This is a genomic window from Streptomyces sp. NPDC043427, assembly GCF_056436655.1.
The window spans coordinates 263,953-284,210 of record NZ_JBWKCC010000002.1 but is presented as its reverse complement, the minus strand read 5'-3'; the positions used below and the strand labels follow the sequence as shown (position 1 = coordinate 284,210).

At 70.0% G+C, this 20,258-nt stretch carries 17 protein-coding genes; 13 read left to right on the top strand and 4 right to left on the bottom strand.

The window, feature by feature from the left end; all coding sequences use genetic code 11:
- Positions 1-7 precede the first annotated feature (7 nt).
- From AC067M_RS05175 to AC067M_RS05165, 3 genes are all read right to left on the bottom strand, one after another.
- Positions 8-988, bottom strand: coding sequence for an ABC transporter permease (locus tag AC067M_RS05175; RefSeq protein WP_478695591.1), 981 nt, complete (start codon positions 986-988; stop codon positions 8-10).
- Positions 989-1,111: 123 nt separating this feature from the next.
- A complete protein-coding gene (locus AC067M_RS05170; RefSeq protein ID WP_478695590.1) occupies positions 1,112-2,875 on the bottom strand; it encodes an ABC transporter substrate-binding protein in 1,764 nt (587 codons plus the stop codon).
- Positions 2,876-2,957: 82 nt separating this feature from the next.
- The gene (locus AC067M_RS05165) at positions 2,958-3,986 is read right to left on the bottom strand and encodes an ABC transporter permease (RefSeq protein ID WP_478695589.1); all 1,029 of its coding nucleotides are present in this window, start codon (positions 3,984-3,986) and stop codon (positions 2,958-2,960) included.
- A 486-nt stretch (positions 3,987-4,472) separates the two neighbouring features.
- Between AC067M_RS05165 and AC067M_RS05160 the strand changes: the two genes are divergently transcribed.
- The 5 genes from AC067M_RS05160 to AC067M_RS05140 are packed head-to-tail and all read left to right on the top strand — an operon-like array spanning position 4,473 to position 9,895.
- On the top strand, positions 4,473-6,101 hold the full coding sequence (locus AC067M_RS05160; RefSeq protein WP_478695588.1) for a peptide ABC transporter substrate-binding protein: 1,629 nt from the start codon (positions 4,473-4,475) through the stop codon (positions 6,099-6,101).
- Positions 6,102-6,107: 6 nt separating this feature from the next.
- Positions 6,108-7,031 carry an ABC transporter permease gene (locus AC067M_RS05155; RefSeq protein ID WP_478695587.1) on the top strand — a complete coding sequence of 308 codons (924 nt, stop codon included), beginning with the start codon at positions 6,108-6,110 and terminating at the stop codon, positions 7,029-7,031.
- A complete protein-coding gene (locus tag AC067M_RS05150; RefSeq protein ID WP_478695586.1) occupies positions 7,024-7,938 on the top strand; it encodes an ABC transporter permease in 915 nt (304 codons plus the stop codon). Before AC067M_RS05155 ends, AC067M_RS05150 begins: the two co-directional genes overlap by 8 nt.
- A gap of 6 nt (positions 7,939-7,944) precedes the next feature.
- Positions 7,945-8,919, top strand: coding sequence for an ABC transporter ATP-binding protein (locus AC067M_RS05145; RefSeq protein ID WP_478695585.1), 975 nt, complete (start codon positions 7,945-7,947; stop codon positions 8,917-8,919).
- Positions 8,912-9,895 carry an ABC transporter ATP-binding protein gene (locus tag AC067M_RS05140; RefSeq protein ID WP_478695584.1) on the top strand — a complete coding sequence of 328 codons (984 nt, stop codon included), beginning with the start codon at positions 8,912-8,914 and terminating at the stop codon, positions 9,893-9,895. The genes AC067M_RS05145 and AC067M_RS05140 overlap by 8 nt, the downstream gene beginning before the upstream one ends.
- A gap of 162 nt (positions 9,896-10,057) precedes the next feature.
- On the opposite strand, the gene AC067M_RS05135 is transcribed toward AC067M_RS05140, so the two are convergent.
- Positions 10,058-12,175, bottom strand: coding sequence for a S9 family peptidase (locus tag AC067M_RS05135; protein ID WP_478695583.1), 2,118 nt, complete (start codon positions 12,173-12,175; stop codon positions 10,058-10,060).
- Between the two features lie 178 nt (positions 12,176-12,353).
- Here AC067M_RS05135 and AC067M_RS05130 point away from each other — a divergent pair, with 178 nt between their 5' ends.
- From AC067M_RS05130 to AC067M_RS05095, 8 genes are all read left to right on the top strand, one after another.
- Positions 12,354-12,548 (top strand): hypothetical protein, encoded by a 195-nt coding sequence (locus AC067M_RS05130; protein ID WP_030783885.1) that lies wholly within the window; start codon positions 12,354-12,356, stop codon positions 12,546-12,548.
- Positions 12,549-12,576: 28 nt separating this feature from the next.
- Positions 12,577-13,446 (top strand): N-acetyl-1-D-myo-inositol-2-amino-2-deoxy-alpha-D-glucopyranoside deacetylase, encoded by an 870-nt coding sequence (gene mshB, locus AC067M_RS05125; protein WP_478695582.1) that lies wholly within the window; start codon positions 12,577-12,579, stop codon positions 13,444-13,446.
- Entirely contained in the window at positions 13,446-13,862 is a 417-nt protein-coding gene (locus AC067M_RS05120) for a DUF6113 family protein (protein ID WP_478695581.1), read from the top strand. Before mshB ends, AC067M_RS05120 begins: the two co-directional genes overlap by 1 nt.
- A 156-nt stretch (positions 13,863-14,018) precedes the next feature.
- Positions 14,019-16,541, top strand: a complete 2,523-nt coding sequence (locus AC067M_RS05115; protein ID WP_478695580.1) for a hypothetical protein — start codon at positions 14,019-14,021, stop codon at positions 16,539-16,541.
- Positions 16,542-16,678: 137 nt separating this feature from the next.
- Positions 16,679-17,632: an ABC transporter ATP-binding protein gene (locus AC067M_RS05110; protein WP_478695579.1), complete on the top strand. Its 954-nt coding sequence runs from the start codon at positions 16,679-16,681 to the stop codon at positions 17,630-17,632.
- Positions 17,629-18,369, top strand: coding sequence for an ABC transporter permease (locus AC067M_RS05105; protein ID WP_478695578.1), 741 nt, complete (start codon positions 17,629-17,631; stop codon positions 18,367-18,369). The genes AC067M_RS05110 and AC067M_RS05105 overlap by 4 nt, the downstream gene beginning before the upstream one ends.
- A 5-nt stretch (positions 18,370-18,374) precedes the next feature.
- Positions 18,375-19,568 carry a sensor histidine kinase gene (locus tag AC067M_RS05100; protein WP_478695991.1) on the top strand — a complete coding sequence of 398 codons (1,194 nt, stop codon included), beginning with the start codon at positions 18,375-18,377 and terminating at the stop codon, positions 19,566-19,568.
- A complete protein-coding gene (locus AC067M_RS05095; RefSeq protein ID WP_478695577.1) occupies positions 19,565-20,179 on the top strand; it encodes a response regulator transcription factor in 615 nt (204 codons plus the stop codon). Before AC067M_RS05100 ends, AC067M_RS05095 begins: the two co-directional genes overlap by 4 nt.
- Positions 20,180-20,258: the final 79 nt, after the last annotated feature.

Sequence of the window (20,258 nt, the reverse complement as noted above, 5' to 3'; positions counted from 1 at the left end):
CGCGCGGTCAGGCGAGCCGGATCCGCGGGTCGATGAGGGCGTAGCAGGCGTCCACGATGATGTTGGCGATCACCACGAAGGAGGCGGTGAGCACCATGACGCCGAGCAGCATGGGCAGGTCGCTCGTGATGACGGACTTCACGGCGAGCATGCCGATGCCCTGGAGGCTGAAGGTGCTCTCCGTGATCATCGCGCCGCCGAAGAGGACGCCCAGGTCGATGCCGAAGATGGTGACGATCGGCCCCATCGCGCCGCGCCAGGCGAAACGGAAGAAGACGTTGCGCTGGGACAGACCCTTGGCCCGGGCCGTACGGACGTAGTCCTCGGTGAGCGTCTCGACCATCTGGGAGCGCGTCATACGGGTGTAGTTCGCGGTGAAGATCAGGGCGAGCACCAGCCAGGGGAGCAGCAGTCCGCTGAACCAGGCGCCGGGATTGTCGCTGAACGGCGTGTAACCCGGCTGGTCCATGATGTGCCACTGGTACACGAAGAAGTACAGGGCCAGCGTGCCCACGAAGTAGATCTGCATCGACGAGGCGACCAGCGAGGCACCGGAGGCGATCTTGTCGGTGAGCTTGCCCTGCTTCACCGCGGCGATCATGCCCATCCCGACACCGAAGACGAGGAAGACCACGGCGGCACCCATGCCCAGGGAGAACGTCGTCGGGAAGCGGTCCATGACCGTGGCGAGCACGGGCTCGCGGTTGACGAAGGAGTAGCCGAGGCACGGCGCGTCGCAGTTGCCGAAGCCCGGGTAGTCACGGCCCAGGAAGATGCCGGTGAGCCAGTGCCAGTACTGCACCGGCAGCGGGTCCGAGATCCCCATGTTGTGGCGGATGAGCTCGAGTGTCTCGTTCGTGCAGAGCTTGCCGCAGGCCAGCCGGGCCGGGTCGCGTGGCACCGAGTAGAACAGCATGAACGTGACCGCGCTGATGATCAGCAGCGTGATCACGGCGCCGAGGACTCGGCGGACGAGGAAGCGAAGCATGGGGAGTGGCTTTCCTGGGAGGGCCGTCGTGCGGAACGGGCCGGGCCGGGGTGACCGGGGGCCCGGAGGACGAGAGCCGAGGGTGGGGGCGGCGTGTGGCCGCCCCCACCGCTCAGTGATGGGTCAGGACTTGACGTACATCTTGTAGAGCATGCAACCGTCGAAGTTCGGGTCCATCTTCACGTTGCCGAGCTTGGAGCCGTGCATGTAGATGCGCCGCATGTACACGTCGGGGATGAAGGCGCCGAGCTCCGTGACCTGCTTGTCCAGGGCGGCCCACATCTCGTTGGCCTTGTTCTGGTCGGTCTCGGCGGTGGCGGCCTTGATGGCCGCGTCGACCGCCGGGTCCTTCAGGTGCGAGTAGTTCTGGCCCTGGTCCTTGACCTGGTCGCTCTGGAACAGCGGCTGGAAGACCGAGAAACCGGTCGGCCAGTCGGAGGACCAGCCGCCCCAGTAGACGTCGAAGCCGTTGTCGAGCTTGCCGACCTGGTCGTACCAGGTGGTGGAGTCGATCGGCTTGGTGACGACTTCGAAGCCGGCCTTCTTCAGGGCCTGCTCGACGACGACCTTGATCTTGGCTTGGGTCGGGTCGTTCTGGTACGCGTAGACGATCTTGGTGCCGGTCTTGCCGGCCTTCTCCAGGATCTTCTTCGCGGCGGCGGGGTCGCCCGCGGGGTTCTTCAGCTTGCCCCAGACGTCCTGAGACTTGTAGCCGGCGACGAGCGGGCTCATGATGCCGGTCGCGTACTCACCGCGGTTGGCGCCACCCTGCAGCTGACGGATGTTGGCGGTCGGCCAGGCCTTGATGAGGGCCTCGCGGACGGACTTGTCCGTGACGCGGGTGGTGTTGATCCAGTAGACGCTGACGCCACTGCCGAGCTCCGAGAAGACGCGGTCCTTGGCCTCCGCGTTCGCCTTGGCGACACGCTCCACCGGGATCGTGCGCCACGACACGGCGTACTGGTCGGGACCGGAGTCGGCGAGCAGACGGTCGGCCGCGGTGAGCGCCTCGATGCCGAAGGTGAAGTCGAACTCGTCCGGGTAGGCGTTGCGGATCGGGTCGGTCGCCGGGTCCCAGTGCTCGTTGCGGACCAGCACCATCGACTTGTCGGTGACGTGCGACTTGATCTTGTAGGGACCGTTGGAGACCGGCTTCTTGTCGTAGTTCTCCTTGGTGTCCTTCTTCACCGGGGTCGGCGCGTAGGAGTGCATCGCGAGGACGTAGTTGAAGTCCGGACGCGCCTCGGAGAGACGGAAGGTGATGGTCTTGCCGCTGGTCTCGATCGACTTCAGGTGCTTGCCCTTGTAGGGGCCCGGGTACGACTTGCGGTAGTCCGCGGAGCCCGTCAGCCAGGTCTGGACGTAGAAGGCGCCCTCGGTGATGAAGTTGGCGAAGGCACGCTCGAAGCCGTGGCGGACGTCGTCGACGGTGACGTCGGAGCCGTCCTCCCACTTGATGCCGTCCTTCAGGGTGAAGGACCAGGTCTTGCCGCCGTCCTTCATCGTGCCCGTGTCGGTGGCGAGGTCGCCGACGAGGGTCATCGAACCGTCGTCGCCGATCTTGTAGCCGGTCAGGGTCCGGGAGAGGACGATCGCGGCCAGCGAGTTCCAGGCGTAGTAGATGCGCTGCGGGTCGAGGTGCGAGAAGTCGTCGTCGTTCAGGAGGGAGACCTTGCCGCCCTTCTTCGCGCCGGAGACCTCGGGAGCCGGGCCCTTGGAGTCCTCCGCGGTGCCGATCTTGACCACGGTCGCCTCGGCCTTGGCGGCGTCCTGCTTGCCACCGCCCGTGTTGCTGCTGGAGTCACCGCTGCTGCACGCGGTCAGGACGGATCCCGAAGCGGCGGCCACACCGGTGGCTATCAGGAAGTTTCTGCGCGAAAAGGACATCGCATCCTGCCTAGGAAAGAGAGTTGATGAGAGAGGTTCCGGCACCCCGGCACCTTTGCCGTGGTCCTGAAAAGGGCCGGAGTCAGCGCTTGGTCTTCGGGTCGAGCGCGTCGCGTACCGAGTCACCGAGCAGGTTGAACGCCAGTACGAAGATCACCATGGCCACGCCGGGGAAGAGCAGGAAGGTGATGTCGTCCTGGTAGAACTTCGCGGCGTATCCGATCATGACGCCCCAGTCGGGGGTCGGGTCCTGCAGACCGACACCGAGGTAGGCGAGACCCGCCTCCGTGGTGACCATCAGCGGGAGGTTGAGGGTCGCCTGGATGAGGATCGGCGTCCACAGGTTGGGCAGCAGCTCCTTGAAGATGATGCGCGCCGGTGATGCGCCGGTGACCTTGGCGGCCTCGATGAACTCACGCTCGCGCAGGGCCAGTACCTGGCCGCGCAGCAGTCGCGCGATGGAGGCCCAGCCGAAGACGGTGAGCAGGCCGATCAGGCAGACGACGGTCAGCCAGACCGGCGTGTTGTCCTCGGGGTCCACGAAGAGGGCGATCACCACCGGGGTGAAGGCCACGAAGAAGAGCTGAGACGGGAAGGCCAGCAGGATGTCGATGACACGGCCGAGGAACCAGTCCGTCTTGCCGCCGATGTAGCCGGCGGTCACGCCGATCACCACACCGATGATCACGACGAGGATCGTGATGCCGGTCGCGATGAGCAGCGAGTTGCGGATCGCGTAGAGCAGGAAGGTGAAGACGTCACGGCCGAGCTGTGGGTCGATGCCGAACCAGAACTCGCCGCTCATGCCGCCGTTGGCCCCGGTGGGGAAGCCGTTGTCGCCGAGCAGGCCCGGCGTGTTCAGGCCATAGGTGTCGTACGGGTTCTTCCCGTACAGCTTGGCGATCAACGGGGCGCACAGTGCGACCACGAAGAAGAAGATCACGACATAGGCGGATATGACGCCCGTGCGGTCGCGTTTGAACCGGCGCCACGCGAGCTGCCCGGGGGACCGGCTCTCGTTGGCCTTCGGGGCGGGAGAAGTGATCGACTTCTCGACGTCCTCGTCGGTCACCTCGAGCGGGGCAGCCGCGGATGGAGTAGGGGGGGTCATGGTGCTCCTGGCCCAGGGAGGGTCTGAATGACTCCGCAGGGCACTCCCCTACGGGCTACGCGGGACTTTTTCAACGCAATTCGTTCAAGGTCAATAAAAACTAGCCTGCCTTGGTCTTCTATTTACCTTCTTTGCCTTGCCTTTGCCGTACTGTAGCTACGCGTGTAGCGCGTTGTAATCGTTCCGTGTCCCGAATCCGGCCAATCCGGCGAAACGGGCAACGTGTTCGTTATCCGGATACCTCAGCGTCGAAATGCGTACATGGAGGGGTAGCAATTCAACGGTTCGGCATCGGATGGCAATGATCCATTGCGCCCCCCGACGGAGATCCATTGTGGGGCACGGGGGAGATCCTCCGGTATCCCTCCAACGGCCCCGCGACGCGCGGGGTCCGTGTGCGGTATGCACCTCTTGAGTCGATATTGGCCGGTAACGGATCGGCCGGTAATGGACCGGCCGGTGACGGATTCTCAGGAGGAGACACCCATGCGCGGAGCCACGCGTGCCAAGTGGGCCGTATGTGCGGCGGCGGCGGCCCTCGTGGCCGCGGGCTGCGGAACCGAGAACAGCGGCAGCGGTGCCGGCGGGGCGGTGCTCACCTCCTCCTGGGGTGACCCGCAGAACCCGCTGGAGCCCTCCAACACCAACGAGGTGCAGGGCGGCAAGGTCCTCGACATGATCTTCCGGAGCCTCAAGCGGTACGACCCGCGCACCGGCGAGGCCGAGAACATGCTCGCCGAGCGCATCGAGACCCCGGACTCACAGCACTTCACCGTCACCCTCAAGGACGGCTGGACCTTCAGCAACGGCGAGAAGGTCACCGCCAGATCCTTCGTCGACGCCTGGAACTACGGCGCGAACCTGAGGAACAACCAGAAGAACGCGTACTTCTTCAGCTACATCGACGGCTACGACGCCGTCCACCCCGAAGACGGGGGCAAGCAGAGCGCCGACACGCTCTCCGGGCTGAAGGTCGTCGACGACCGCACCTTCACCGTCCGGCTGAGCCAGAAGTTCTCGGCCTTCCCCGACACCCTCGGCTACCCCGCCTTCGCCCCGCTGCCCCGGGCCTTCTACGACGACCACGACGCCTGGTTGAAAAAGCCGGTCGGCAACGGGCCGTACAGCGTCGAGTCGTACACCAAGGGCGCGGAGATGGTCCTGCGGAAGTGGGACGGCTACCCCGGCGAGGACAAGGCGCGCAACGACGGCGTGACCCTCAAGGTCTACACCGACACCAACACCGCCTACACCGACCTGCTGGCCGGCAACCTCGACCTAGCCGACGACATCCCGGCCGCGCAGCTCACAAACGTCCGCGGCGACCTCGGCGACCGCTACCTCAACACCCCCGCCGGCATCATCCAGACCCTCGCCTTCCCCTTCTACGACAAGGACTGGAACAAGAAGGACTCGGTCAAGATCCGCAAGGGGCTGTCCCGGGCGATCGACCGCAAGCGCATCACCGAGACGATCTTCCAGAAGACCCGCACCCCCGCCACCGACTGGACCTCCCCGGTCCTCGGCAAGGAGGGCGGCTACAAGGAGGGGCTGTGCGGGGAGTGGTGCGAGTACGACGCCGCCGCGGCCAGGAAGCTGATCGCTCAGGGCGGCGGGCTGCCCGGCGGCCAGGTCAGGATCACCTACAACGCGGACACCGGCTCGCACCGGCTCTGGGTCGACGCCGTCTGCAACTCCGTCAACAAGGCCCTCGGCAACGACCGGGCCTGCGTCGGCAACCCGGTCGGCACCTTCGCGGACTTCCGCAACCAGACGACGAAGCAGAAGGTCCAGGGCCCCTTCCGGACCGGCTGGCAGATGGACTACCCGCTGAGCCAGAACTTCCTCCAGCCGCTCTACTACACCAACGCCTCCTCCAACGACGGCAAGTGGTCCAACCAGGACTTCGACCGGCTCGTCGACCGGGCCAACGCCGAGACCGACACCGCCAAGGCCGTCGACCTCTTCCAGCAGGCCGAGGAGATCGTCCGCGACGAGATGGCCGCCATCCCGCTCTGGTACCAGAACGGCAGCGCCGGCTGGTCCGAGCGGCTGTCGAACGTGGCGCTCAACTCCTTCAGCGTCCCCGTCTACGACGAGATCAAGGTCGGCTGAGCCGCCATGGGACGCTACGTCGTCCGGCGCCTGTTCCAGATGGTCCCGGTGTTCGTCGGCGCCACCCTGCTGATCTTCCTCATGGTGAACGTGATGGGCGACCCCGTCGCGGGCCTGTGCGGCGAGCGGCAGTGCGACGCGGCGACCGCCGACCGGCTCAGGAAGGAGTTCGGTCTCGACCAGCCCGTGTGGCGGCAGTACCTCACCTACCTGGGCAACGTCCTCACCGGTGACTTCGGTACGGCGTTCAACGGGCGGCCGGTCACCGAGCTGATGGCGACGTCCTTCCCCGTCACGGTCCGCCTGACGATCGTCGCCATCCTCTTCGAGGCCGTCGTCGGCGTCACGCTGGGCGTCGTCACCGGCCTGCGCCGCGGCCGGCCCGTCGACACCACCGTGCTGCTGTTCACCCTGGTCGTCGTCTCCGTGCCCACGTTCGTCACCGGCCTGCTGCTCCAACTGCTCCTCGGCGTGGAGTGGGGCTGGATCAGACCGTCCGTCTCCACCGAGGCCGGCTTCGGGGAGCTGATCGTGCCGGGCCTGGTGCTGGCCTCGGTCTCCCTCGCCTACGTCACCCGTCTGACCCGTACGTCCCTCGCGGAGAACCGGCGCTCCGACCACGTCCGCACGGCCGTCGCCAAAGGGCTGCCCCGGCGCCGGATCGTCACCCGGCACCTGCTGCGCAACTCCCTCATCCCCGTGGTCACCTTCATCGGCACCGACATCGGCGCCCTGATGGGCGGAGCGATCGTCACCGAGCGCATCTTCAACATCCACGGCGTCGGCTACCAGCTCTACCAGGGCATCCTCCGTCAGAACACCCAGACCGTCGTCGGTTTCGTGACCGTCCTCGTCCTGGTGTTCCTGGCGGCCAACCTGCTGGTCGACCTCCTGTACGCCGTGCTCGACCCGAGGATCCGCCATGCCTGAGCTCCTCGACCCGGTCGTCGGCGCCGGGGGAGGCGCGGACGCGGCGGCGGGCCGCCTCGGCAGACCCCGCAGCCTGTGGTCCGACGCCTGGCGGGACCTGCGCCGCAACCCCGTCTTCCTCGTCTCGGCGCTGGTCATCGTCTTCCTCGTCCTCGTCTCCCTGTGGCCGTCGGCGATCACCTCCGGCAACCCCCTGGCGTGCGACCTCGCCAAGGCCCAGCAGGGCCCACAGCCCGGCCACCCCTTCGGCTACGACGGCCAGGGCTGCGACGTCTACACCCGCACGGTGTACGGCGCCCGTACGTCCGTCACGGTCGGCGTCTGCGCCACCCTCGGGGTCGCGCTCCTCGGCTCGGTGCTCGGCGGGCTCGCCGGTTTCTTCGGCGGGGCGTGGGACGCGGCGCTGTCCCGGATCACCGACGTCTTCTTCGCCATCCCGGTCGTCCTCGGCGGACTCGTCCTCCTCTCCGTGGTGACCAGCGACACGGTCTGGCCGGTCATCGGGTTCATGGTCCTGCTGGGCTGGCCGCAGATCTCCCGGATCGCCCGCGGCTCGGTCATCACCGTCCAGCAGAACGACTACGTCCAGGCCGCCCGCGCCCTGGGTGCCTCGAACTCCCGGATCCTGCTGCGGCACATCGCACCCAACGCCGTCGCCCCGGTGATCGTCGTGGCGACCATCGCGCTCGGCACCTACATCGCCCTGGAGGCGACCCTGTCCTACCTCGGCGTCGGGCTGAAGCCGCCGGCCGTGTCCTGGGGGATCGACATCTCCGCCGCCTCGCCCTTCGTCCGCAACGCCCCGCACGCGCTGCTGTGGCCGTCCGGGGCGCTGGCGGTCACCGTCCTGGCCTTCATCATGCTCGGCGACGCGGTGCGCGACGCCCTCGACCCGAAGCTGAGGTGAGCCGCCGTGCTGCTCGAAGTACGCGACCTGCACGTGGAGTTCCGGACCCGGGACGGGGTCGCCCGGGCCGTCAACGGCGTCACCCTCGGCGTGGACGCGGGCGAGACGCTCGCCGTGCTCGGCGAGTCCGGCTCCGGCAAGTCGGTCACCGCCCAGGCAGTCATGGGCATCCTCGACACACCACCGGGACGGATCACCGGCGGCGAGATCCTCTTCCGCGGCCGGGACCTGCTGCAACTGACGCGGGAGGAGAGGCGCCGGGTCCGGGGCGCCGAGATGGCGATGATCTTCCAGGACGCGCTGTCCTCGCTCAATCCCGTCCTCACCGTGGGCGACCAGCTCGGCGAGATGTTCGTCGTCCACCGGGGGATGTCGAGGCGGGACGCACGTGCGAAGGCCGTGGAGCTGATGGACCGCGTCCGCATCCCGGCCGCGAGGGAGCGGGTGAGGCAGTACCCCCACCAGTTCTCCGGCGGTATGCGCCAGCGCATCATGATCGCGATGGCGCTGGCCCTGGAACCCGCCCTCGTCATCGCCGACGAACCCACCACCGCCCTCGACGTCACCATCCAGGCCCAGATCATGGAACTCCTCGCCGAGCTGCGGCGCGAGACCGGCATGGGGCTCGTCCTCATCACCCACGACCTGGGCGTGGTCGCCGACGTCGCCGACCGGATCGCCGTGATGTACGCGGGCCGCATCGTGGAGTCGGCCCGGGTGCACGACCTCTACAAGGCCCCCGCCCACCCGTACACGCGTGGCCTGCTGGACTCCGTCCCGCGCCTGGACCACAAGGGCCGGGAGCTCCACGCCATCCGGGGCCTCCCGCCCAGCCTCATGGACATCCCGCCCGGCTGCGCCTTCCACCCCCGCTGCCCCATGGCCCGGGACGAGTGCCGCACCGACGTACCGCCCCTGCACACGGTGGACGCGGGGCGCGGCAGCGCCTGCCACCACTGGAGGGAGTGTCTGCATGGCTGAGCCGATCCTGGAGGTCAGCGGCCTCGTCAAGCACTACCCGCTCACCCGTGGCGTCCTCCTCGGGAGACAGGCCGGCTCGGTCAAGGCCGTCGACGGCGTCGACTTCACCCTCGGCCGGGGCGAAACCCTGGGCATCGTCGGGGAGTCCGGCTGCGGCAAGTCCACGGTGGCCCGGATGCTGGTCAACCTGGAGAAACCGACGGCCGGTTCGATCCGCTACAAGGGCGAGGACATCGGCAGGCTCTCCGGCCGCGCCCTGCGGGCCGTGCGCCGCAACATCCAGATGGTGTTCCAGGACCCGTACACCTCCCTCAACCCCCGTATGACGGTGGGCGACATCATCGGGGAGCCGTACGAGATCCACCCCGAGGCGGCCCCGAAGGGCGAGAGGCGCAGACGGGTCCAGGAGCTGCTGGAGGTCGTCGGGCTCAACCCCGAGCACATCCACCGCTATCCGCACCAGTTCTCCGGCGGCCAGCGCCAACGCATCGGCATCGCCCGGGGGTTGGCGCTGCGCCCCGAGATCGTCGTCGCCGACGAACCGGTGTCGGCCCTGGACGTCTCGGTGCAGGCGCAGGTCGTCAACCTGCTGGCCCGGCTGCAGAGCGAGTTCGAGCTGAGCTACGTCTTCATCGCCCACGACCTGTCGGTCGTGCGGCACATCTCGGACCGGGTCGCGGTGATGTACCTCGGGCGGATCGTGGAGACCGGCACGGACACCGAGATCTACGACCGCCCCTCGCACCCGTACACCCAGGCGCTCCTGTCCGCGGTGCCGGTGCCCGACCCCGAGGGCCGGGAGACCCGGGAGCGGATCATTCTCACGGGTGACGTACCGTCCCCGGCGAACATCCCCTCGGGGTGCCGCTTCCGCACCCGCTGCTGGAAGGCCCGGGAGAGCTGCGCGGGGGAGGCGCCGGAGCTCCGGCTGATGGGCGGATCCACGGCCCACGAAGTGGCCTGCCACTTCGCATAGCCCCACAAACCCACAGCAACCGCGTTAACACACAGGCAACTTGGCCGACCCGATTCCGATATACGGACGCGTCAGGCTGAACAGCGTACGGCCGTGCGGGTGCCGTAAACGGGCCGGGAGCGCCATGTCTCCCGGCCCGTTTCTCTGGGCCCCTGCCGTTGCTCAGCCCAGTCCGAGGGAGCGCCGAAGGAAGTCCACCTGGAGCAGCAGCAAATTCTCCGCGACCTGCTCCTGCGGGGTCATGTGGGTCACGCCGGACAGGGGCAGCACCTCGTGCGGGCGGCCCGCGGCCAGCAGGGCGGAGGACAGGCGCAGGGCGTGCGCGACCACCACGTTGTCGTCGGCGAGACCGTGCACCACCATCAGCGGGCGGTGCGGCTCGGCGGGCGAGGAGAGCCCCTCGTCGGTGACCAGCGAGCTGTTGGCGTACGACTCCGGGGAGGCGGCCGGGTCGCCCAGGTACCGCTCCGTGTAGTGGGTGTCGTACAGCCGCCAGTCCGTCACCGGCGCGCCCGCGATGCCCGCGTGGAAGACGTCCGGCCGGCGCAGCACCGCGAGGCCCGCCAGCCAGCCGCCGTACGACCAGCCGCGGATCGCCACCCGGGACAGGTCGAGAGGGTGGCGCCGGGCCAGATCCTGGAGCGCGTCGACCTGGTCCTCCAGGGACACCGTCAGGTCGTGGTGGATCGCCTTCTCCCAGGCGGGAGAGCGGCCGGGAGTGCCTCGGCCGTCGGCGACGAGCACCGCGAAACCCTGGTCGGCGAACCACTGCGAGGTGAGGTGCGCGTTGTGCGCGGCGAGCACCCGCGGGCCGTGCGGACCGCCGTAGGGATCCAGGAGGACGGGGAGGGGAGTGTCGCCGTGGTAGTCCGTTGGCATAAGCAGGGCGCACGGGATACGGCGTGCGCCCCCCTCGGTGAGTGTCACGCGCGGGGAGAAACCGGGATCCTCGGCATACGACGCCACGGACGCCACCGGCTTCCCGTCGCGCAGCACCTGCACCCGGGCTCCCGGCCGGTCGAGCGCCGCCGACACCAGCACGGTCACGCCCCCGGCGCGCACCGCCGAGTGCACGCCCGGCTCCTGGGAGACACGCTCGACCCCCAGTTCGTTGACGCGATACACGTGCATCTCGCCGGTCTCCGGAGCGGCCGCGTCCGTACCGGCCGACGCCGAGACCAGTACGTCCTCGTCGGAGACGTCCAGCACCGCCCGTACGTGCAACTGCGCTCCCGTCAGCGGACGTTCGCCGACCGCGAGGACCCGTGAGCCGCCCTCGTCGGCGATCCGCACCAGCCGGCCCGAAGGGGTCCAGCACGGCACGCCAGGGAAAAGATCAAGCCAAACTGGATCTTCGTCCGCGTGTACCATCCGGGTCGCCCCGGACTCCGGCTCCACCGCCAGGTACAGCTGGCTGCGCTGGTCGCGGGCCTGTACGAGCAGCAGTGGCGCACCCGCCGCTGACCAGTGCACTCGCGCCAGATACGGATAGCGCGCCCGGTCCCAGACGACCTCCGTGCGCGCTCCGTCCAGATCGATCACGAACAACCGGACTTCGGCGTTCGCGGTGCCCGCCGCGGGATAGGCGACGTGTTGTGGATCACGTTCAGGGTGGGCCGGGTCGGAGATCCACCACCGCCCCACCGGCGTGTCGTCCACCCGCGCCACCAGCAGCCGGTCGTTCTGGGGCGACCACCAGAAGCCGCGTGACCTCCCCATCTCCTCGGCCGCGATGAACTCGGCCGTGCCGTACGACACCCCCTTCGACTCCGGTGCGGCCAGCGCCCGGTCACCCTCGCCCTCGGCGCCCACGACCCGCAGGGCGCCGCCGACGACGTAGGCGATCCGCCGCCCGTCGGGGGAGGGGCGCGGGTCGATCACCGGCCCGGGGGTGGGGAGCTCGCGGGCGGTGCCGGCCCGCAGCTCCGCCGCGAAAAGCCGCCCTGACAAGGCGAAAGAGGCCAGCTCGACGCCCGCGTCGGTCGCGTAGCCGATGATGCCGGCGCCGCCCTCGCGGCTGCGCTCGCGCCGGGCCCGCTCCTCGGGGGACAGGTCCTCCGAGGCGCCGCCCAGCAGGGCGTACGGGTCGGCCGCCAGGCGCTCGCGGCCGTCCGCCGGATCGAGGACCCACAGCGCGCCCGCCCGGTCCGTGCCGGAGCCGGACCGCAGGAACACGACACGGGAACCGTCGGGAGCCACGGTGAACGAACGCGGCGCGCCGAGCGAGAACCGCTGGGTGCGCGCGTGCCGACGGGGGAAGGAGTCAGGCTCGGTCGTCATGCCTTGACCATATTGGCCGTGCGCCCCCTTGTGCGGCTGTGCGCCGACCGATGCGCGCGTACTCATAGTTATGATCACTAGCGCTGTGTGGGTATGAACCTGCTGCCCGATGTATGGATTTACAAGTTCCCTCGCACTGTATTCCCCACGTTCCCGGGTTCTTGGAGGTGAGCCGCCAATGGCACTCTCGATTTCGGCGGTGGTGCTGCTGGCGATCATCGTCTTCTTGTTGATCAAGAAGTCAGGACTGAAGGGCGGCCACGCGGTCGTCTGCATCCTGCTCGGCTTCTATCTCGCCTCCTCGACGATGGCGGGAACGATCAACGACCTGACGACAAGCGTGGCGAGCATGATCGGCAGCATCAAGTTCTAGGGTCCGTCCGGCCCCGTACGCTGGGGTCATGACGGAACTGCCCGCCCGTCGTCTGCTGCTGGTGCACGCGCACCCCGACGACGAGTCGATCAACAACGGCGCGACGATGGCCAAGTACGCCGCCGAGGGTGCACATGTGACCCTGGTCACCTGCACCCTCGGTGAGCGGGGCGAGGTCATCCCGCCGGAGCTGCGACACCTGACGGGCGACGCCCTGGGTCGTGAGCGGATGCGGGAGCTCGGCGCGGCCATGGCTCACCTGGGCGTGCGGGACCACCGTCTCCTCGGCCGGCCCTCTCGCTATCAGGACTCCGGGATGATGGGCCTGGCCGACAACGACGACGAGGGCAGCTTCTGGCAGGCCGACGTGGACGAGGCCGCCGGGTGCCTCGTCGAGGTGATCCTCGAGGTGCGCCCCCAGGTCCTCGTCACCTACGACGACAACGGCGGCTACGGCCACCCCGACCACATCCAGGCCCACCGCGTCGCCATGCGCGCCGTCGAGCTCGCGGCCGAGCGGGGCTGGGAGATCGCCAAGGTCTACTGGAACCGCGTCCCGCGCCCGGTCGTCGAGGACGCCTTCGCCCGCCTCCGTGACGACCTCCCCGGCCTGCCCTTCACCAAGGCCGCCGCCGTGGACGACGTACCCGGTGTCGTGGACGAGGGCCGGATCAGCGCGGAGATCGACGGCACCGCGTACGCCGCTGCCAAGGCCGCCGCGATGCGCGCGCACGCCACGCAGATCGAGGTCGCCGAGCCGTACTTCGCCCTCTCCAACGAACTCGCCCAGCCACTTCTCACCACCGAGTACTACGAGTTGGTGCGCGGAGAACGGGCGGCCCAGGAGCGGGAAACCGAGCGGGAGACCGATCTGTTCGCCGGGATCGAGGAGGCCTGATGAAGACCGACGGTGGGGGCTCCATGCTCGCCCAGCCGCTGCAACGTCCTTCCGGTGGGCGGGCCGCCGCGCTGCTGGGGCTCTTCGTGCTCGGCGCGGTGGTCGCCCTGGCCGGGTCGCTGGTCCAGGCAGGTCTGTTCCCGGGCGGGCTGCTGCTCGCGCTCGTGGGCGCGGCCGGGCTCTTCCTCGGCGGGGCCCGCGCGACGAACAGCCGGGGCGGCGCCGTCGCGCCCGCCGCAGGCTGGATGGTCACCGTCGTCCTGCTCACCGCCAGCCGCCCGGAAGGCGACTTCCTCTTCGGTGCCGGAGGCGGTTCGTACATCTTCCTGCTCGGCGGAATGGCCCTCGCTGTGATCTGTGCCACCCTTGGCGGAGGGCGGCAACCTGGGGGTCCCGGCGTCCGACTTGGCAAGTGACGTACCACTTCGCCGGACGTTCCGCGTGCGAGTCCCGTGCGGGTTTCCCCAGCGGTCGTGGGATAAGCGCCAGTAGTGGCCAGTATGGTGGTGCGCGCCGCCGAGGTGCCCGCGTGAGGTCGTGACGGGCGGCGGAGCCAACCGGGAGAACCTGCCTTGAGTCGTGAAACTGACACTCCGTCCACCGGGCCCAACGGGCGCGGCGGAGCCGCATACCCCTCGGGCACGCCGCCGTACGGGACCCCCATGGCTTCCGACGCCGGTACGGACGCGGCCCGTTCGGCCGCGCAGCCGGAGGAGCGCAAGACCGAGACCACGCTGACCACCAGGATCCGGATCAACATCCCCGGATCGCGGCCCATTCCACCGGTCGTCGTGCGCAAGCCCGTCGGGGACTCCGACGGCGGCGGCGAGGACTCGGGTGCCGAGACGCAGACGGCGAGTGCCGCCACGTCCACCGGCACGGTCGAGGCACCGTCCGCCGATCCGGCGGGCCCGGCCTCGGCCGAGGACAAGACCAGCGACTGGTTCGCGCCCCGCAAGTCCGGCGCCCCCAAGGGCGGTCCGGGCGGCGGCTCCGCCAACGGGGCCGGTCTGCCGGGCGGTTCGGGCGCGGCTGCCTCCGGCGGTTCGGGCACCGGCGCGTCCGGTACGTCCGGCGGTGCGGGCGCGTCCGGCGGTGCGGCCGGTGGCGCGCGGCCCGGTGCCGGTCGTCCCGGTGGTGTGGTCGGCTCCATGGGCGCCCCGGGCGGTGCCAAGGGCGGCCGTACGAACGGTGCGGGGCTTTCCGGTGCCACCGGCGGTCCGGTCGCGCCCGGGCACGGCGGCGGCACCGGTTCCTTCGACGTGACCGAGGCGCTGGCCGCGGGACCGCGGGGCGGCTCGCGTCCCGGCGCCACGGAGCCGCGTCGCGACGAGCTGCCGTACTTCTCGGAGGGCGAAGGCGGGCAGAACGGCTTCAGCGGTACGAACGGTCTTGGCGGCCCGGGCGGCAACGGCGGCCAGGGCGGCCCGGGTGGTCCGGGTGGTCCGGGTGGTCCGGCCGGTTCAGGCAGCCAGGGTGGCTTCGGCGGGCCGAACGAGCGCGGCGGACAGCGCGGGCCGCAGGGCCCCGCGGGCCCGACCGGCGGTCCGGTCACGGGAGACGGTCCGATGGTGCCGCCGGTGGGCGGCGTGATCGGTGCGGGTGGCCCCGGTGGCGGTCCGGGTGGCCCTGGCGGCGGTCCGGGTGCCCCGGGTGGCGGCCCGGGCGGCGCGATCGGTCGGGGTGGCCCCGGTGCCCCGGGTGGCCCTGGCGGCGGTCCGGGTGGCCCGGGTGCCCCGGGTGGCGCGATCGGTCGAGGTGGCCCCGGTGCCCCCAGCTCGGGCGGTCCCGCAGGCCCGCGTGTCCCTGGTGGGCCCGGTGTCCCTGGTGGGCCCGGTGGTCCTGGCGGCCCCGGCATGGTCCCCGGCGCCGGTCCGCAGGCCGGGCGCCCCCCGGCCGCCGGTCTGAGCGACGACACCGCGATCCTCACGCCGCAGAAGCAGGCCCCCGAGCCCGCCGCGGGCGGCTACGGCAGGCCCGCCGACAACGTCTCCGGGCACACCCTGACCAGCGGTATCCCCGTCGTGCCCGCGGGCGGCCAGCAGAGCCCGTTCGGGCCCGGCGCGCACACCGACGGCCCGCTGCCGCACACGCCCGCGAAGCCCGAGCCGGCCGCGCAGAGCAAGCCCGCCGCCCAGGCCAAGAAGAAAAAGAAGGGCCGCAGCAAGCTGGTCCTGCTCGGCGCCCTCGTGGTCGTCGCCGGGGCCGGTGTCTACGGCGCCGGGCTGCTGATGAACCACTCCGACGTGCCCAAGGGCACCACCGTGCTCGGTGTCGACATCGGCGGCGGCACCCGCGACGAGGCCGTCAAGAAGCTCGACAGCGCCTTCGACGGCCGGACCAAGCAGACGCTGAAGCTGTCCGTCGACGGCAGCACCGTCGCCCTCAAGCCGGAACAGGCGGGCCTGCAGTTCGACATGCAGGCCACGGTCGACGCGGCCGCCCAGAGCGACTACAACCCGGTCTCCGTGGTCGGCTCGCTGTTCGGCCAGCACCGGGTCGTCGACCCCGTCATGCCGGTCGACGAGGAGAAGCTGCGGGCGGCCCTGCAGAGCGCTGCGGGCGGCTCCGGCTCGGTCACCGAGGGAACGATCAAGTTCGAGTCCGGCAAGGCCGTCGCCGTCTACGGCAAGCCGGGCAAGGGCATCGCCGTCGCCCAGGCCCAGACGTCGGTCGTGCAGGCGTACCGCACCCTGGTGGAGACCGGCTCGCCCACGCCGGTGAAGGTCCCGACGACCACCCAGCAGCCGACGATCTCCAATGCCGAGGTCGACCGGATGATGAAGGAGTTCGCCGAGCCGGCGATGTCCGCCCGGGTCACGGTCCAGACCGACGCCGCCCACACGGTTCCGTTCAGCCCGCAGAACTCGCTGTGGAAGTTCCTCGGCGTGAAGGCCGTCGACGGCAAGCTCGTCGAGAGCTACAACGAGACCGCGCTGAAGGAGCTGTACGGCAGCGCCTTCGACGGTGTGCTGATCACCCGCGGCACCGGCCAGAAGACGCCGGTCACGGTCCAGGACGTCATCCAGGCCCTGCGCCCGGCCCTGAAGAGCAAGGCCGACCGCGTCGGCGTCATCGACACCACGCCGAACTGACGGCCCGCACGAGCGAGGGGGCACCCGGCCGACGCCGGGTGCCCCCTCCGCGTCGTGCGGAGCATGACATCTGTCATACGGCACTCAGGACCGCCGACACTGCCGGGCCACCGGCCGCCGCGGCCACGATGGCTCCCATGACGACGACAGCGGCGACGACCACCACCCCGGTGGTCGGCTTCGATCAGGTGACCAAGACGTACGGGAGTGTGCGGGCCGTCGACGGGCTCTCGCTCCGGCTGTACCCGGGCGAGACCGTCGCCCTCCTCGGGCCGAACGGGGCCGGCAAGTCCACCACCCTCGATCTGCTCCTCGGCCTGAAGCGCCCCGACAGCGGCACTGTCTCTGTGTTCGGCACCAGCCCGCGCGAGGCCATCGTCGCCGGACGGGTGGGCGCCATGCTGCAGAGCGGCGGGCTGATGGACGAGGTCACGGTCGCCGAGCTGGTGAAGCTCGCCTGCGCCCTGCACCCGAAGCCGTACAAGGTGGGCGACGTCCTCGCCCGCGCCGGCATCTCGCAGATCTCCGACCGCAAGGTCAACAAGCTCTCCGGCGGCCAGGCCCAGCGAGTCCGCTTCGCCCTCGCCACCGCCGGCGACAGCGACCTGATCGTCCTGGACGAGCCGACCACCGGCATGGACGTCTCCGCCCGCCAGGCCTTCTGGGCCACCATGCGCGAGCAGGCCGACCAGGGCCGTACGGTCCTCTTCGCCACCCACTACCTGGAGGAGGCGGACGCCATCGCCGACCGGGTGCTGGTGCTGCACCGGGGACGGCTGCTCGCCGACGGCACGGCCGCCGAGATCAAGGCGAAGGCGGGGGCGCGGCGGGTGTCGTTCGACCTGGAGGGCACGATCGACGAGGCACCGATCCGCGCCCTGCCGTTCCTCACCTCCATCACTGTGTCCAACAGCGGCTCCGCCGCGGGAAGCGGCGGCCAGACCATCCGCATCCAGTCCTCCGACGCCGACGCGACCGTCCACGCCCTCTACGGGCTCGGCCTCTACCCCCGCAACCTCGAAGTCGCCGGGCTCGGGCTCGAGCAGGCCTTCGTCGCCATCACCGAGGCCGAGGAGGCCAAGCAGTCATGAACGGTCTCATCAAGCTCGAGCTCGCCCGCGCCCTGCGCAACCGCAAGTTCCTGTTCTTCTCGGTGATCTACCCCGCGATCATCTTCCTGCTCGCCTCGAACCAGGGCGGGACCGACGACAAGGTCGACGGCACCGGTCTGACCGTCGCGGCGTACGTCATGGTCTCCATGGCCTCCTTCGGCGCCCTGACCGCCGTCCTGATGGGCAACAGCGAGCGCATCGCCAAGGAGCGCGAGAGCGGCTGGGTACGGCAGCTGCGGCTGACCCCGCTGCCCGGGCGCGGCTACGTCCTCGCCAAGACCGCCAGTGCCGCGGTGATCAGCCTGCCATCCATCGTGGTCGTCTTCCTGGTCGCCGCCGCCGTGAAGGACGTACGCCTGGAGGCCTGGCAGTGGCTCGCCCTCACCGGCGCGATCTGGGCCGGCAGCCTGGTCTTCGCCGCGCTCGGCGTCGCCATCGGCTACCTTGCCTCCGGGGACGCGGTCCGCCCGATCACGATGATCATCTACTTCGGCCTGTCGATCCTCGGTGGCCTGTGGTTCCCGTCCTCCACCTTCCCGGCCTGGCTCCAGAACATCGCCAAGTGGCTGCCCACGCACGCGTACGCTGACCTGGGGCGGGCCATCGAACAGAGTTCCGCCCCGCAGGCCCAGGACATCGCCGTGCTCGCCGTCTCCTTCGTCCTGTTCGCGGGCGGCGCGGCCTGGCTGTACCGGAAGGACACGCTGAAGGCGTGAACGCGATGACGCAGGACCCGCGGTCCGAGGAGCAGAGAGCGGAGCGGCTGACGCTGATGGGGCAGCCGCCCCGCAATCGGCGTGAGCGGCTGCGCAAGAGCGCGTGGATCGGCGTCTGGCTGGTCTTCCTCAGCTCGCCCGTGCACGACCTGGTCTCCGGCAACCACACGACCGGCGCCACCGTGGCCGGCTGGACCGGCCTCGCGGCCTTCGTCGGGCTCTATCTGGCGCTGGTCTTCCGGAACATGGGCCGGCCCTACGGCCGACGGCTCGTCGGCTGCCTGATCCTCGGCCTGGCCGCGCTCGCCATCCTGCTCTGCCTGACCTTCGGCCCAGCCTGGTTGGGCCTGTTCTGCTACGTCTCCGTGGCCTGCGGGATCATCCTCCCGCTGCAGCTCGCGTACTGGGCGATCCCCGCGACGGGCGGCGTGATGATGCTGGTGGGCCTCCACGGCGGCGAGGAGGAGGCCGGCAACCTGCTGCTCCTCGTCCTGCTCATCGGCTACGCGATGACCGGCGTCGGCCAACTGGTCCGTACGACGATCGAGTTGCGCAAGGCTCGCGCCACGGTTGCCCAGCTCGCCGCCAACGAGGAGCGGCTGCGTCTCGCCCGTGACCTGCACGACCTGCTCGGCCACTCGCTCTCCCTGATCACGCTGAAGAGCGAGCTGGCGGGCCGTATGCTGCCCGACCACCCCGACAAGGCGGCCCAGCAGGTCGCCGACATCGAACAGGTCAGCCGCCAGGCCCTCGTCGACGTCCGCGAGGCCGTCACCGGCTACCGGCGCCCCCGCCTGGCCGCCGAACTCGCCGGCACGCAGGTCGCCCTGACGGCCGCCGGCGTCACCGCGGAACTGCCCGCCGAACCCGACCTCACCGGCATCTCCGAGGACAGCGAGGCCGCCCTCGCCTGGGCCCTGCGCGAGGCCGTCACCAACGTCGTACGGCACAGCGGCGCCCAGCGCTGCACGGTGGAGCTGCTGCGCCGCCAGACCCTCGACGGCCCCACCCTCGAACTCTCCGTCGAGGACAACGGCTCGGGCGGCTCCGGCAAGGCCCCCGGCAACGGCCTCACCGGCCTGTCCGAGCGTCTGGAGAAGGCGGGCGGCACGCTGGAGGCGGGCCGCACCAAGCACGGTTTCCGCCTGGTCGCCCGCGTGTCGGTCCCCGCCGCCGCGGACGTAGGATCCGCGTCATGAGCCGTACGATCAAGGTCCTCCTCGCCGAGGACCAGTCGATGGTCCGCGAGGCCCTGGCCGCCCTGCTCGGCCTCGAGGAGGACATCGAGGTGGTCGCCCAGGTGTCCCGCGGCGACGAGGTCCTCGCGGCCGCCCGGGAACACGACGTGGACGTGGCCCTCCTCGACATAGAGATGCCGGGCGCCACGGGCATCGAGGCGGCGGCCCTGCTCCACCGCGAACTGCCCGCCCTCAAGCTCGTCGTCCTCACCACCTTCGGCCGCCCCGGCTACCTCCGCAGCGCCATGGAAGCCGGCGCCGACGCCTTCCTCGTCAAGGACGCCCCCGCCGCCCAACTGGCCGCCGCCATCCGCAAGGTCCTCTCCGGCGAACGCGTCATCGACCCCACCCTCGCGGCAGCGGCCCTGGCGGGCGGCGCGAACCCTTTGACAGACAGGGAGCGCGAGGTCCTGAAGGCAGCGGCAGACGGCTCCACGAACGCGGAACTGGCGGCGACCCTGCACTTGTCCCAGGGGACGGTGCGCAACTACTTGTCGACGGCCATCCAGAAGCTGGCGGTACGCAACAGAGCGGAGGCGGTCCGGGTCGCACGCGAGAAGGGCTGGCTGTAACCCCCCAGGGGCGCAGGGCTGTAGCCGATGTGCGGCTCCGCCGCGTGGGCGTGATCAGCCACCACGCGTCCGCACCCGA